13 protein-coding genes are annotated in these 14258 nt (G+C 39.4%); 5 read left to right on the top strand and 8 right to left on the bottom strand.

From position 1 onward, the window contains the following. Window positions 1-34 precede the first annotated feature (34 nt). Window positions 35-970, top strand: coding sequence for a YihY/virulence factor BrkB family protein (locus tag NOV28_RS06495; RefSeq protein WP_255928852.1), 936 nt, complete (start codon window positions 35-37; stop codon window positions 968-970). Here the strand turns inward: NOV28_RS06495 and NOV28_RS06490 are convergent, their stop codons facing one another. Further along, window positions 971-1429, bottom strand: coding sequence for a hypothetical protein (locus tag NOV28_RS06490; RefSeq protein WP_255928849.1), 459 nt, complete (start codon window positions 1427-1429; stop codon window positions 971-973). It abuts the gene before it with no gap. Between the two features lie 174 nt (window positions 1430-1603). Here NOV28_RS06490 and NOV28_RS06485 point away from each other — a divergent pair, with 174 nt between their 5' ends. Further along, the gene (locus NOV28_RS06485) at window positions 1604-3736 is read left to right on the top strand and encodes a helix-turn-helix domain-containing protein (protein ID WP_255928847.1); all 2133 of its coding nucleotides are present in this window, start codon (window positions 1604-1606) and stop codon (window positions 3734-3736) included. Between the two features lie 168 nt (window positions 3737-3904). Here NOV28_RS06485 and lnt read toward each other — a convergent pair whose 3' ends face one another. From lnt to NOV28_RS06450, 7 genes are all read right to left on the bottom strand, one after another. Then, complete coding sequence (gene lnt / locus NOV28_RS06480) at window positions 3905-5551, bottom strand: apolipoprotein N-acyltransferase (protein ID WP_255928845.1); 1647 nt, start codon at window positions 5549-5551, stop codon at window positions 3905-3907. 556 nt (window positions 5552-6107) lie between these two features. Further along, entirely contained in the window at window positions 6108-6467 is a 360-nt protein-coding gene (gene folB / locus NOV28_RS06475; RefSeq protein ID WP_255928843.1) for a dihydroneopterin aldolase, read from the bottom strand. Between the two features lie 29 nt (window positions 6468-6496). Further along, window positions 6497-7516, bottom strand: coding sequence for a quinolinate synthase NadA (gene nadA / locus NOV28_RS06470; RefSeq protein WP_255928841.1), 1020 nt, complete (start codon window positions 7514-7516; stop codon window positions 6497-6499). Between the two features lie 50 nt (window positions 7517-7566). Beyond that, entirely contained in the window at window positions 7567-8133 is a 567-nt protein-coding gene (locus NOV28_RS06465) for a pentapeptide repeat-containing protein (RefSeq protein ID WP_255928839.1), read from the bottom strand. 48 nt (window positions 8134-8181) lie between these two features. Next, window positions 8182-8913 (bottom strand): NAD(P)-binding domain-containing protein, encoded by a 732-nt coding sequence (locus tag NOV28_RS06460; RefSeq protein WP_255928837.1) that lies wholly within the window; start codon window positions 8911-8913, stop codon window positions 8182-8184. After that, a complete protein-coding gene (gene gmk / locus NOV28_RS06455) occupies window positions 8910-9473 on the bottom strand; it encodes a guanylate kinase (protein ID WP_255928835.1) in 564 nt (187 codons plus the stop codon). Before gmk ends, NOV28_RS06460 begins: the two co-directional genes overlap by 4 nt. 381 nt (window positions 9474-9854) lie before the next feature. Beyond that, window positions 9855-10712 (bottom strand): YicC/YloC family endoribonuclease, encoded by an 858-nt coding sequence (locus NOV28_RS06450; RefSeq protein ID WP_255928833.1) that lies wholly within the window; start codon window positions 10710-10712, stop codon window positions 9855-9857. A 130-nt stretch (window positions 10713-10842) separates the two neighbouring features. Between NOV28_RS06450 and NOV28_RS06445 the strand changes: the two genes are divergently transcribed. The 3 genes from NOV28_RS06445 to NOV28_RS06435 are packed head-to-tail and all read left to right on the top strand — an operon-like array spanning window position 10843 to window position 14015. Beyond that, window positions 10843-11904, top strand: coding sequence for a PASTA domain-containing protein (locus NOV28_RS06445; protein ID WP_255928831.1), 1062 nt, complete (start codon window positions 10843-10845; stop codon window positions 11902-11904). 57 nt (window positions 11905-11961) lie between these two features. Next, window positions 11962-13020, top strand: a complete 1059-nt coding sequence (locus tag NOV28_RS06440; RefSeq protein ID WP_255928829.1) for an RluA family pseudouridine synthase — start codon at window positions 11962-11964, stop codon at window positions 13018-13020. A gap of 41 nt (window positions 13021-13061) precedes the next feature. After that, window positions 13062-14015 (top strand): PorP/SprF family type IX secretion system membrane protein, encoded by a 954-nt coding sequence (locus tag NOV28_RS06435; RefSeq protein ID WP_380265277.1) that lies wholly within the window; start codon window positions 13062-13064, stop codon window positions 14013-14015. The last annotated feature ends 243 nt before the right edge of the window (window positions 14016-14258 follow it).

Here is a 14258-nt window from a genome sequence, read left to right as displayed (position 1 = left end):
TGGAGTGCGAATTGAAAATCTAAAAGGCACAAAAATGAAGAAGAAACTGATAGAATTGTGGCAACTCCTCAAAGAAACTTTTCACGATTGGAACAATTCTGATGTTTCAAAAGATTCAGCAAGTATGGCTTATTTTGCCATTTTTTCATTGCCTGGACTTTTAATTATTGTCATTTGGATCGCAGGTTTTTTCTTCGGTGATGAAGCCGTAAGAGGAGAAATCACCCATCAAGCGAGTGGTATTGCTGGAAAAGATATTGCGGAAAGTCTGCAGTCGATGATTTTAAGTGCAGTTTGGGACCAAAGAAATTTGTTGATGAAGATTTTTGGGATTCTCACTTTGATATTTGGAGCAACCACTTTGTTTTTTCAGATGCAGAAAAGCCTCAATACGCTTTGGGATGTAGAAGCGGCACCTAAAAAAGTATTTCAGAAATATATTTTAGATCGTGCCAATTCTCTCGGGATGATTCTTATTATTTCCTTTTTGCTGCTTACCAGTCTTATTTTAACTTCGTTTTTAGGCATCGCAAGTGATTGGATCGCGAGACACTTCGGGTTAGAAACCTTTGTTTTAGTCCGAATCATCAACTTTGTAATAAGCTTTTTCGTGATTACCGTACTGTTTGCATTTATGTTCAAAGTGCTTCCAGACGTTGAAATTTCATGGCGTTCAGTTTGGATGGGAGCTTTGGTTACGGCACTGCTTTTCAGCATCGGGAAATTCCTTCTCGGATTTTATTTCGAGATTTTCAAACCGACTTCTATTTTTGGAGCTGCAGGCACCCTTATTTTGTTGATGATGTGGGTGAATTATACTTGTCAACTCGTATTTTTCGGTGCAGAATTTACCAAAGTATATGCCTATAAAATGGGACATCATATTAAGCCGTCGAAACATGCTAAATGGAGTGCCGCCAAAATCCTAAAAGACCAACTTTCCAACGAAACCAGCCTTCGCAATAACTAATTATTGCACCTGAGAAGTCGCGGTATTTGCTCCCACCAAAACCGCTTTTCCATTTTCGCACACAATGCCTGTTGGTGGCATTACCATTGCACAATCAGAAATTAGTCCATACTTTTTGTTAAAAGCAGACTGCAATTCGGTGAAGTTTTGAATCTTTGGCAAAATGGTTTCCTCCAACTGAGCCGGATAGGCGATATAAGAACTCGGCCCTCCACAAGGTTTGGAACCAATGGCAGTGAATTTCCAGTCAGAAGCATTGGTACAGGTTTGTGCTGTCGCCATCGTTTCAATTTCTTTGATCAGTTGGGTAAGTTTTTCTTTATCTTGCTGCTGAGACAGGTTATTGTCTGGCTTCAAGGCGATATCTTTGGGAAGTGTTTCAGGTTCTACCGCCGTTTTATTAGATTGGCATGCAGCCAATGATAGTGTGGCAAAACCAATGATGAGTAGGTTTTTCATTTTTTTCAATTTACTTTTTTGTGTTGCAAAAATATCGCCTTTTTGTTCAGCAATGGTGAAATTTAGAATAATTTTAACGAAAGAAAAGGTCATTTCATCTACGATGTCCCTATTTTTGAAAGCAACTGATGAAGAATTGAGGGAAAAGCAGATGATTTTCTTTAAATTTGAACGATGAATGAATCTCTCTTCCATTTAGCCGAACATACCAGCAGAAGTATTTTCCTCACCGGGAAAGCGGGAACCGGGAAAACTACCTTCCTGAACGATTTTGTGAGTAAAACCCGCAAAAAATTTATTGTTGTGGCTCCCACAGGAATTGCTGCCATCAATGCCGGTGGAGTGACGATTCATTCTATGTTTGGTCTCCCTTTGAGGACTTTTCTTCCTACTACAGAAAGGATTGACAGCAATATCGCCAACAATATTGCCGACCTTATGCATCATTTCAAATACCGGAAAGACAAACTAAAGCTGCTTCGCGAAATTGAAATTATTATTATTGATGAGGTTTCCATGTTGCGGGCGGATGTTCTGGATATGATGGATTTTTCACTTCGGCATGTCCGCAGAAACCAGCAGAAATTCGGTGGTGTTCAGATGCTTTTTATTGGAGATTTATACCAGCTTCCGCCGGTTGTCAGAGACGAATATGTGCTGAAACAATATTACAATTCCCCTTTTTTCTTCGACAGTTATGCGCTGAAAGAGTTGCCGTTAATTACTTTGGAATTAACCACCGTGTACCGTCAGAAAGATGAAAAATTTCTAGATATTCTGAATGAAATCCGTGACGGTGAAATTGGAGATATCGATTTTGATGCCCTGAATGAAAGATACATTCCCGATTTTGAACCTACCGATGAACCTTACGTTTACCTGACTTCCCATAATAAGATGGCCGATGAAATCAATCAGAAAAAACTGGCTGATCTACCTGGAAAATCTCAGTTTTATAAAGCTGAAATCATTGGTAATTTCAATGAAAACCAATATCCGAATGATGAAATTTTAGAACTGAAAGTAGGTGCACAAATTATGTTTATCAGGAATGATGCAAGTGGAGAACGTCGCTATTTCAACGGAAAGTTGGCTGAAGTTGTAGACGTGGACGAAAAAGAAGTGAGTGTTATTATCGATGGGGAGGACGAAATTTATAAACTTAAAAAAGAAACCTGGGAACAGAAAAAATATTCTTTGGGGGAGGACAAAAGTATTCAAGAAGAAGTTTTGGGAAGTTTCAAGCAATATCCGATTCGATTGGCATGGGCGGTAACAATTCATAAATCTCAAGGATTAACATTTGATCGTTTGATCATCGATGCTGGAAAATCTTTCGCTTCGGGTCAGGTTTATGTCGCGCTTTCCCGTTGCCGAACTTTGGAAGGGATTGTTTTAAAATCTAAAATCACTCCTGAAGTCATTTTTTCAGACAAAAGAGTTTCGAAGTTTCAGGATGAAACCCACGCCAATAACCGGATTGAAGAAATACTGAACGCTGAAAAATACGATTACAGCATCCAGAAAGTCATCAACCGTATCGCCAATGCATGGATTTTGCAAGATCTGGAAAAATGGCACAACTCTGCGATTCACAGCCGTGGATTAGATAAAGACAAAATAAAATTTCTTTACCAAGGCATCAAACCTGAAGCCGGAAAACTAGCGGAAGTTTTCGGAAAATTTGAGAAAATTATTCAACAGAAAACCCGAAAATTCATCGAAGGAAAAGAAGAATGGAGCGAAATTGAAGCTAAAGCCAGAGGGGCAGTGAATTTCTTTTTTACGAATGTTAATGCCAAAGTTTTTGCTCCTTTAAAAGATTTTTATTCCGAAACCAAAGGCGTGAAAGGTTTGAAACAATACAATGAAGATTTCCGTGTGTTTTTGGATGATCTAGAAGATTATTTGAATGATTTAAAAGAAGTTCATTTATTGGAAACTCCGCTTTTCGATAAGGAAAATGAAGTGGAAGTGACCACCAAAATTGTCAAAGTTCCGTCCCAAATTCTCACGTTTCGTTTGTTTGAAGAAGGCAAAACGATTCCCGAAATTGCAAAGGAAAGAGGATTGGTGACCGAAACGATTTACGGGCATCTGGCGAAGTTTGCCGAGCAAGGTTTACTCGATTTGAACAGAGTTTTTGACAAGGAAAAAATAAAAACTTTCGAAAAAGCATTCAAAGAAAACAGCGATCATGCCACGTTATCAGAATGGAAAAAAGCGCTTCCTAATGATTTTGAATTCAGCGAAATCCGTTTGTTGCTGAATCATTTTAATTACAAAAAATCTAACGGGAATAAATAGAGTCTTACACCGATGTTTTCATGTACAATGTAAAAAGTATGATGTACAATGTATTGATAAACTTTATGATCTGCTAAATCTGCGAGAGTGATAAATGACCTCTCGCAGATTTGGCAAATCTTGCAGATTTCTTTAAACATAATATTCCGCACAATCATCGAGAAGTCTTTACGCTTTTTTACGGTTTTGAAACTGCTTAATCATTGTGTAGAATACCAAGAAGCCTAAAACAAAAATCGAAATTCTTGTCAGCAAATCGCCTGCTCTGGTATAGAAAGTCATCTTGTCGTAAAGATTTACTTTTGCAAACAAAGCAGTTTGGTCTCCATAAAGCGTATCCGCCATCACATCGCCTTTCGCATTGATATGAGCAGTAATTCCGCTGTTGGCTGATCGGGCAATTTCACGGCGGGTTTCTATGGCGCGAAGTTTCGCGTAGGCCATCAACTGTTTGTGACCTTGGGTAACGCCCCACCAGGAATCATTGGTCATGATGCCGAGGAAATTGGCACCGTTTTTCACATATTCAGTCACGAATTCTCCATAAATACTTTCATAACAAATGATAGGCGCTATTTTTCCTTTGTTGTAAGGATTGCTGAACACTTTTCTTTCTTTATCAATTCCGAGGGAAGCAATCGTTCCGCCGAGGTTCAGCATTGCATCACCTAAAAGCGGTTTCAACACGTGGATGTAAGGGAAAATTTCAACTCCAGGAACGAGTTTCCCTTTGTGGTAAACCTGTACTTTCTGGTTCGGAATGATTTGTACTGCAGAATTATAGCTGTCCACATATATTCCATCGGAGGTTTGATAGGCCGTTTCCGATTTTTTATTGGGATCCGGATAAAACTGATGCGAAGAAATACCGGTGGTAAAAACTGATTTGGGGTGTTGGGCGAGGAAGCCTTTTACCGAATTCAATAAAGTGCTTTGCTCAAAACCACTTTCCGAGATAGAACCATAACCAGGAAGCGAGGTTTCCGGACCGATGTAATAATCAATCTGGTTGGGTTGATTGATTTTCGGGGAGCTTTCTTGGGCTAAAGTCAACAATTCATTTAAAATGCTTAAGCTGTCTTTTGAATATTTTTCGTTGTAAGGATCGAGGTCGGGTTGCAGCATTAAAACATTCACCGAACCGATGGGTTTTTCGTCGAAATTCTGATATTTCACTAATGAAATCAGCATTGGAATTGCAACGGCGCCTGCGAGAACCGCTGAATTGATGATTAAAGATTTTCTTTTTCTTCCCGCTTCCCAGATTCTTAAAGTGTAAAAAACGTACACGTTAATCAATAAAATCCAGAAACTTCCGCCGGTCGCTCCGAAAGTGTCGTACCATTGAATCAGTTTCGGATAATCGGCAAAAACGTTTCCGAGGTTTAGCCATGGCCAAGTCAGTTCCCAGCTGAGGTGGAATTTCTCGAAAGCCATCCAAATGGCGACAAAGAATACCAAACCGAAATACGTTCCTTGAATTTTTTTATACCAATGATAAAGCTGGAAAACAATCGAATACAGCAATGAATTTACGACTACAGGAATCGCTACTGCTAAAATAGAATGACTTCCATCCGGATTTTTGGAACCATAAAGCCAACCGGTTGTTACGATGTTCCAAATCACGAAACAGAGGTAGGAAAGTCCGAAAATGAGACTTCCTTTGTTTTTAATCTTGGAAAATTTTGAAATGTCGTGTTCCATCATTAACAAAGGAACAAGAGCAAAAAAAATGAAAAAAGGAATGCCGTAAGTAGGCCAGGAAATGCTTAAAAGCAGGGCAGAAAATAGCGAAAAGATAATATATTTCATTGGTCTTTTTTAAGCTTGTGGGGTTGTTGGAAGTACAATTTCTTCCATCGCAAATTTACTGAAAATATTTCGGGGATGAGGACTGGATTGAAGGGATGAAGTTCACTTTTAATTACTTTTTAGATGGTTTTCATGTTCTTTTGTCTTGAAACAAAAGAACCAAAAATTCAAGACCTGGATCTTTTTGCTAAAAAATTTTAATTATTTCTAAGAAAATCCCCAAAACTCGGGCGGAAAGAAAGTTTAGTTGTTAAAGTAAAATTTTTGCCGCCACTCAAACAGTGGGGATTTTTATGCTTGATTCGTTGAAGATTCGTTCATGAAATAATTAAAATTTTTCTTCACGCAAAAATCTCCTAAGTTGTTTTTAGTTTTGTTATTAAAGGAACTAATGTCGCTTATTTTAAATTTTTTATTGGAGTAATCGAGAATCTAGATTCAAGGAAGGGTTTGGTGGAATGAATTTTAAAATTAGGATAAAGCGATCAAATTGTTCAAAAAATAAGCGGGCTAAAGCCCGCTTATTTTGATGTTTCCCTAAAATTGGATAGGTTTTTTAGAATGTTTTTTCAAACTCCACACTTGCGCCGTCCATTTCACCTTTCATCGGTGGCGAGGTTTTGGTGATTTTAATTTTAATAAAAGAAATCTGCGGAAATTGTTCGTGAATCTTTTTGATGATTCTTCCTGCAACATGCTCCAAAAGTTTGCTCGGAACCGCCATTTCATTGTGGATGATTTCATTCAAATCGGCATAACTGATGGTGTCGTTCAGATCATCGGTTTCCGTGGCTTTCCAAAGGTCGGCGTGGAACTCGCCATTCACCAGATAATAAGTCCCGACGAGATTTTCCTCAGGCAAAACTCCGTGGTACGCGTAGATTTTTATGTTTTCGAGAAAAATTTTTGAGGTCATTCTTTTTTATTTTTGTACACTGTACAAATTTATTTTATTGTCTTACTCAACTCTAGCATTGCTTCAATTGGTTTCAGGGCTTTTAATCGCAATTCCTCATCGATTAAAATTTCTGGAAGTTCGTATTTCATGCAGAGGTACAATTTTTCCATCGTGTTGCGTTTCATGTAGAAACATTCCGAGCAGTTGCAGCTTTCATCGAAAACCAATGCTGGAATGAGTTCTTTGTGCGGAGCGCGCTTGTGCATTTCGTGCAAAATTCCTTCTTCGGTGGCCACAATGAATTTCTGGCAATCGTCTTTTTCAACATAATTTAAAAGCGCGGAAGTGGATCCGATGAAATGTGCCAGATCCAAAACTGCAGATTCGCTTTCTGGGTGGGCAATCAGTTTAGCATCAGGGTTTTCAGCCAGTTGTTTGGCAATTCTTTCCATCGAAAACGCTTCGTGAACGATGCAGCTTCCGTCCCAAAGAATCATGTCCCTGCCTGTTTTTTTGGAAAGATAGCGACCTAAATTTTTATCTGGAGCAAAAATAATCGGGCGGTCTTTCGGTAACGCTTCGATGATGGTTTCCGCGTTGGAACTCGTTACGATAATGTCAGATTCTGCTTTCGTTTCCGCATTACAGTTGATATAAGTTGCGATTAAAGCATTCGGATGTTGCTCGCGCATTTTGCGAAGTCCTTCACCACTACAGCCGTCGGCCAAAGAACAGCCCGCTTGTGTATCGGGAAGAACTACTTTTTTAGTTGGGTTCAAAATTTTCGCTGCTTCTGCCATGAAATGTACGCCGCAGAAGGCAATCATGTCTGCATCAGTATCTTTTGCCTGTCTTGCCAGTTGAAGCGAATCTCCAAGGAAATCAGCGATATCCTGAATTTCTGCTGGTTGGTAATAATGTGCGAGAATCACAGCGTTTTTCTCTTTTTTAAGGTCGAGAATCGCTTGTTTCAACTCCTCACCTTGTGGGATTACGAGGTCGTCTATTTTTAAAAATCCTCTTACCGGAAGATTTGACTTTGCTTTATCTAATGTTTCAGTGCTCATTTTTGATGAATTTAATAAGGTATAAAAATAGTAAATTTCATTGAAACAGATTATGAAATTTCAATTCCGGTGTGCAACAGCAATCCGGAGAGGTGGTGTTGCGAAAACCGGGCTTTTTTCATAAAGTTGTTTTCCGGAATGATGCGGAAGTTCAGCGCCTCGGTAAAATCTGCCTTTTCGAGATGGGTTTGATCGAAAATACTTCCCGAAAGATCAGAATGGGCGAATGAACTTTCCATTAAATTAGCTTCGGTAAAATCGGTTTCTCGGAGCAAACAATGGTCGAAAAAGGTTTTTCTGAGGTCTTTTTTATAGAAAACAGTGTGCGAAAGGTTAGAATTTTTAAAACTGAAACGCAAACCAAAATCGTTGGCCGACTCGAAATTAACGCCAACTATTTTACAGTTATTGAATTTCACTTCCCGAAAAGCCGTGTTGTGGATTTTAACCAAACTCAAATCGCAGTCATTAAAATCACAGTTGGAGAAAGAAATTTCAGTCAGTCGGCTCTCATAAAAAATGCAATTCTCGAAAACACAGTTCTCGTATTCGCCACTTTCCAAAGGGTTTTGGGTAAAATCCTTTTTCGTAAATGTTTCGTCGGAAATCCTGATCATTGAAGGGTTAATTAATGGTTTTGATTTTAAACTGAATCCGTTAATCCATTAAAAATATTTAGGATTCGGATGGATAAAAGTATAGTTAAATTCTTGAATTAAAAGTTCGGAAGAAATTATTCTTTGTGCTAATTGATCTGAATCCGCAGAGGCATTATGATTTTCTTTATTTAAAATTTCTCCTATGGAAGGGTGTTTCGGAGCCACGATATTGTAAATTTCAGATGTTTTGTCGGAGTGAATTAGTAGTTCTGAAATTGCTGAAATGTCTTCGTGATGAATGTAGTTAACCCGTTTTTCAGGGTGGGTGATTTCTTTGTTTCTGAAGAAATTCTGAAGAGACCTTTCGTCGCCCATCAGTCCGCCAAAGCGCAGAATAAGGGTTTGAGGATATTTTTTCAGTACCAACATTTCGGAATCAAGAATGTCGGTTCGCAAATCTTGAGTGTCTTTTTCAGTAAAGATTCCGTTCTTCTGGGGATAAATTCCCGTAGAGCTGAACAGCATTGTTTTTGGAAAACGATTTTCGATGTTTTCAAACCCTTTATGCCAGCTGTTTTTGGAAATCGGCATGCTGAAGATGGCTACTTCCACATCGTTCAGGAAATCTGTGTTGGAAACTTTAGAGAAATCCAGCACATGGACTTCTGTTGCTACCGTTTTTAATTCAGTGAGTTTTTCGGGAGAAGTGGTAGTCACGATGACGTGATGATTCCTTTCGTACAGGTATTTGGCCAGTCTTTTACCTACCCATCCGCCGCCGATGATAGCGATTTTCATGCGCTCAGAAAGTTTTTCAGAAGCTGCTCCACCGAAGTTTTGGCTTCATCCAAATCATTATTAACCACTATTTTGTCAAACTGATCTTTGAAGGTCATTTCTTCGGACGCTTTTCCCACTCTTGTTCGGATGGTTTCTGCATCGTCGGTGGCGCGGGAAACTAATCTGCGTTCTAGTTCTTCGATCGAAGGCGGCATGATGAAAATGGAAAGGGCTTGCTCGCCAAAATATTTTTTAAGGGAAATTCCTCCTTTTACATCTACATCAAAAATCACCACTTTTCCTTCGTTCCAAATTCTTTCTACTTCCGATTTCAGGGTTCCGTAGAACTTGTCGTGGTACACTTCTTCGTATTCTACAAAAGCATTTTCTGAAATCAGTTTTTTAAATGCTTCTACTGAAAGGAAAAAATAGTCTTTTCCGTGAATTTCTTCACCTCTCAAAGCTCTGGTAGTTGCTGAAACGGAAAACTGCAATTGCGGAAATTGCTGCAGACAGTGTTTTACCAAAGTGGTTTTGCCGCTCCCGGAAGGGGCTGAAAATATGATCACTTTATTCATAAGTGCTTTTTAAATTTTTTGATGAATCGAACATCGAAAGAAATTGTTGGATTCATGAACATTATTTTATCTGCAATGATGCGATTAAGAACAAGTATAAATATTTGATTTAAATGTTCTTTTGTCTTGAAACAAAAGAACCAAAAATTCAAGACTGGAAACTTCAGCTAAAATTTTGAATAATTTCCTAAAATTTCCAAACTCGGGCGGAAAGAAAACTTCGTTGTTTAAGAAAAATTTTTGCCGCCACTCAAACACTGGAAATTTCTTAACGGAACTTATTCAAAATTTCTTAACGCTTCCGTTTCCTAAGTCGAAATGTTTGTCGGTTGTCATCAACCCTCAACCCTCAACCCTCAACTCTCAAGCCTCAACTCTCAACTACAACACATTAAGCGTTTGTTCTTTAATCTTTTCGAGGTCGTCTTTCATCATCACCACGAGTTTCTGGATTTCTGCGTGGTTGGCTTTTGAACCTAAAGTGTTGATTTCTCGGCCCATTTCCTGGGAAATAAAGCCCAGTTTTTTTCCGTTGAAATCTTCGTTTTTCATGACTTCGGTGTAATATTTCAAATGCTGGGTAAGCCGCACTTTTTCTTCTGAAATATCCAGCTTTTCTGTGAAATAGGCCATTTCCTGATAGAAACGGGTTTCATCGATATTGTCGAATTCGTTCAGTGTGCTGCGGTATTTTTCTTTGATGGTATCGAGTCGGATTCCTTCAAAAGGAGTTACCATCGAAAGGTAAGTTTCAATATTGTGGATATTGCGTTTCAGTTCTTCATGAAGGATATTGCCTTCAGTTCTTCTGAAATTATTGAATTTTTCTAAGGCATTATTAAGCAATTCGGTGAGCAGCAACCATTCGTTTTCATTCAGTTCATCGGGTCTGGTAGAGATGGCTTCGGGCATTCTGATGGCCATTTTTAGGTATTCGTAATCGGGACCGTCGCCGGAGATTTTTTTCAGTTCGTCCATATAAGATTTTACCAACTCGTGGTTGATGTTCACATCATTGGAACTGTCTAAAGTTTCCAAGTTGATGTAGCAATCTACCTTTCCGCGCAGGATGCTGTCGTTGAGAAGTTTGCGGATTTCAAATTCTTTTTCTTTGTATCTCAGCGGCATTTTGATGCTCAGGTCAAAAGATTTGCTGTTGAGGGATTTGATATCGATGGTAATTTTTTTGCCTTCGAAAACGCCTTCGCTTCTTCCGAAGCCTGTCATGGATAAAATCATTGATTTGCTTTAGTAGGCAAAGATAAATATTTCCAAACTTTTTATCATTAAAAAAAGGCGGGTAAAAAAAATCGCAGAGTTCCGAAAAGATAATTTTATATCTTTGCATCTATAATAAAGATCAAGAAATATGCTTAAATCGCTTTTCCACTGGAAAGTTCTGGTAAATATTCTTTTGGCAGTAGCCGTTTTCACAGGATTGGTTTGGCTTACTTTCCGATGGTTGGAGATTCATACCAACCACGGCAAGGAAATCGCAGTTCCTAATGTGATCAACAGATCGGTACACGATGCCATCAAAATTCTCGATGATACCGGTTTGGATTATGAAGTTGACAGTTTTAAATACGATCCCCGATACCGTCCTTTTCAAGTTTTACAGATCTATCCGTCACCGGGTTCCCGCGTAAAAGACGGCCGTACCATTATGTTAAAAGTAAATCCTAAAACTTATGCTCAGGTTTCCGTACCCGATGTATTAGATCGGTATAAAGGTTTGGCATTCCGACAGCTAGAACAAGTGGGACTGAAAGTGGGAGATACCATATTTGAACCTAGCATACAGCGTGATGCCGTGATCAGAATGATGTACAACGGCTCTACTTTGAAACCAGGAACTTTGTTGCCAAGATTCTCCACCATTGATTTGGTGATTGGAGCAGGACCGAAAAGAAATATATCCGTACCCAATTTAGTGGGATTAACCGTTCAAGAAGCAAAAGCGATAATAACACAAAATCTTTTCGAAGTTGGATTGGTAGAACATGAAGACGGTGGACAAGACGACTCCGATATTGTTTATTACCAAGATCCGGCCTCTTTTGATGTTCGGGATCAGGGAATGCAAATTGATATTTGGGCAAGTAAGAAAACGCCGGCAGAAATGGGTGCTAAAATCAATCAGCTCAATTCCATATACCGCATAAAAATCGATACTACAGTGCCGCCTGTTCGTTACGAAACTCCGGTTTATACGGAACCTGCGCCAAGGGTAGTGGAGCCTAGAAAAGAAACACCGAAAGCGGAAACATCAAAAGCAGAAACCCCTAAACAGGAAGCTACGAAAACGGAACCTGCAAAAACCACGTTCGACAACAAACCTAAAACAACGACCAGCAATTCCACGCTGAAAACCACCACCACGGTGAAACCGGTAGAAAAACCCAAAGCCAAGAAGGTCATCGTTGAATAGTATTTTAATCAGATAAAAACCTAAAGCTTCAGCGAAAGTTGAAGCTTTTTTACTCTCATGCACGAAGAAAACGAAGCATATTTAGACGAAGAATTGCTCAGTCAGGAAGCTCCTGAAGCCGAGTCGGCGGGGTTGTACGAACACCTAAACATTACCGTAGATAAAAACCAAGAGCCTTTGCGGATTGATAAATTTCTTTTGATCTTCCGACAAAACTCCTCCCGAAATAAGATCTCCCAAACCTGTCGTGCCGGAAATGTGGTGGTAAATGGCGTTCCTGTCAAACAAAACTACCGCGTGAAACCCGGCGACCAGATTTCAGTCTTGCTCGCTCATCCGCGACGCGAAAATATCATTATTCCTCAGGATATCCCTATTAATATCGTCTATGAAGATGATGATTTGGTGGTGGTCGATAAAGCTGCAGGAATGGTGGTTCACCCCGGACATGGAAATTATCACAGCACTTTGGTGAATGCGTTGGCTTTTCATTTTGAGGAAAATGGATTAAAATCTGACCTTGATCGGGTAGGATTGGTGCACCGAATCGATAAAGATACTTCCGGATTGCTTGTGGTTGCTAAAAATGAATATGCGCTGAGTTTCCTTGCTAAACAATTCTTCGAAAGAAGCACCAAAAGATTGTATTGGGCTTTCGTTTGGGGAAATTTAACTGAAGATCAAGGAACCATCACCGGACATATCGGAAGACACTTGAAAAATAGAATGCAGATGGCAGTTTTCGAAGACGGAAGCTTTGGGAAACATGCGGTGACGCATTATAAAGTCCTCGAAAGGTTTAAATACATGACTTGGGTGGAATGCAAACTCGAGACCGGACGCACCCACCAGATTCGCGCGCATTTCAAGCATATCGGACATACTTTATTTAATGATGAACGCTATGAAGGACATCAGATTTTAAAAGGAGTGAACCTTCCGAAATACAAACAATTTGTAAAAAATGTCTTCGAAGTGTTGCCGAGACACGCTTTGCACGCGCATACCCTCGGATTCATTCACCCGACCACCAAACAGGAAATGTACTTCGAGAGTCCGATGCCCGCCGATATGGAAGAGGCCATCGCAAAGTGGAGACGTTATTTGGAACAGTAAGTATCAAAAGTTTGTTATATTTGTCAATATTCAAGTCCCTCATGATGAGAAAAATAGGAACTGCATTTTTCATTTTTCTTTCCTTTGTTTTTTATAAAGCTCAGGAAACGCTCCCTTTGTATCAACAGTACCTGCTCGATGGCGATTTTCTTTTCAACCCAGCACATTACGGAAAGACCGATGATGTGGTGCTGAATTTGAACTATCAAAAACAGTTTTCCAATTTCGATGAGTCGCCTAATGTACAATCGATTGGGTTGCATGCCAATATTTTTGACCGAGTAGGTGCAGGACTTACTTTTTTCAGAGACCAAAATGGTGCGATTTCCTCGAATGGAATTGGTGCCGGAGCTTCCTATTTTATCCCAATTGATGACGATGGCGAACGCATAAGCCAATTTTCTTTCGGTACGAGTGTGAATTTCTACAATATGCACATCGATTTGGCGAAACTTAATCCACAAGATCCGGGTGATCCAACTTTGGGTTCAGACCCCAATAATCTTTTCCTCGTTTATGCCAATTTGGGAATGGCGGTAACTTACCGTAATTTATTCGGAGGTGTTTCCGTGAACGATATCGCCCTCACCAACGATATTCCTATCGTTAATGGTATAGAACCTGAACCGACCAAATTTAATTTCAATGCGGGATATGATTTTTATCTGAATGAGCAATTTTATGTTTCTCCATCGGTGTTGATGAATTTCAGTACCAATTCTTCCCGAATGGCTGATTTTAACTTGATGGCGACGGTTTTGGGTTATGACAATTCCTTTTCCGCAGGAGCTAGTTTCCGAACCGCAAAAAGCCAATATGGCAACCAGAATATCGGTATTTCTCCCATTGTAAAAGCAAAACTCAACCGTTTTACCTTTGGCGCAACGTATAACTTCGGTCTTTCAGATATCCAACAATATGCAGGAAACAGTTTTATGTTAACTGTGGGTTATAATCTGGAGAATTTTATCAATACGAGGGGGTATAGGTATTGAGTATGAAGGATGAAGGATGAAGTATGAAGGATGAAGGCAATTTGGGAATTTGAAAATGGGGAGGACGCAATAAGCTTTAAGAAATATGCAGTACGCTTTATGCAATAGTCAATTATAATGGTTCTCGCTGATTTTTCGAATTCAGCAGATTCAGGGACGGATACCATCCACCATACTCATCCATCATCCATTTAAAATCTAAAATCTAAAATCTAGAATCTCGGTTCTTACATCTTGGCTCTT

Origin of the sequence: Kaistella montana, from assembly GCF_024436175.1 — a bacterium.
Taxonomy (GTDB): domain Bacteria; phylum Bacteroidota; class Bacteroidia; order Flavobacteriales; family Weeksellaceae; genus Kaistella; species Kaistella montana.
The sequence above is the reverse complement of the archived record's forward strand: the minus strand, read 5'-3'. Positions and strand labels throughout refer to the sequence as shown.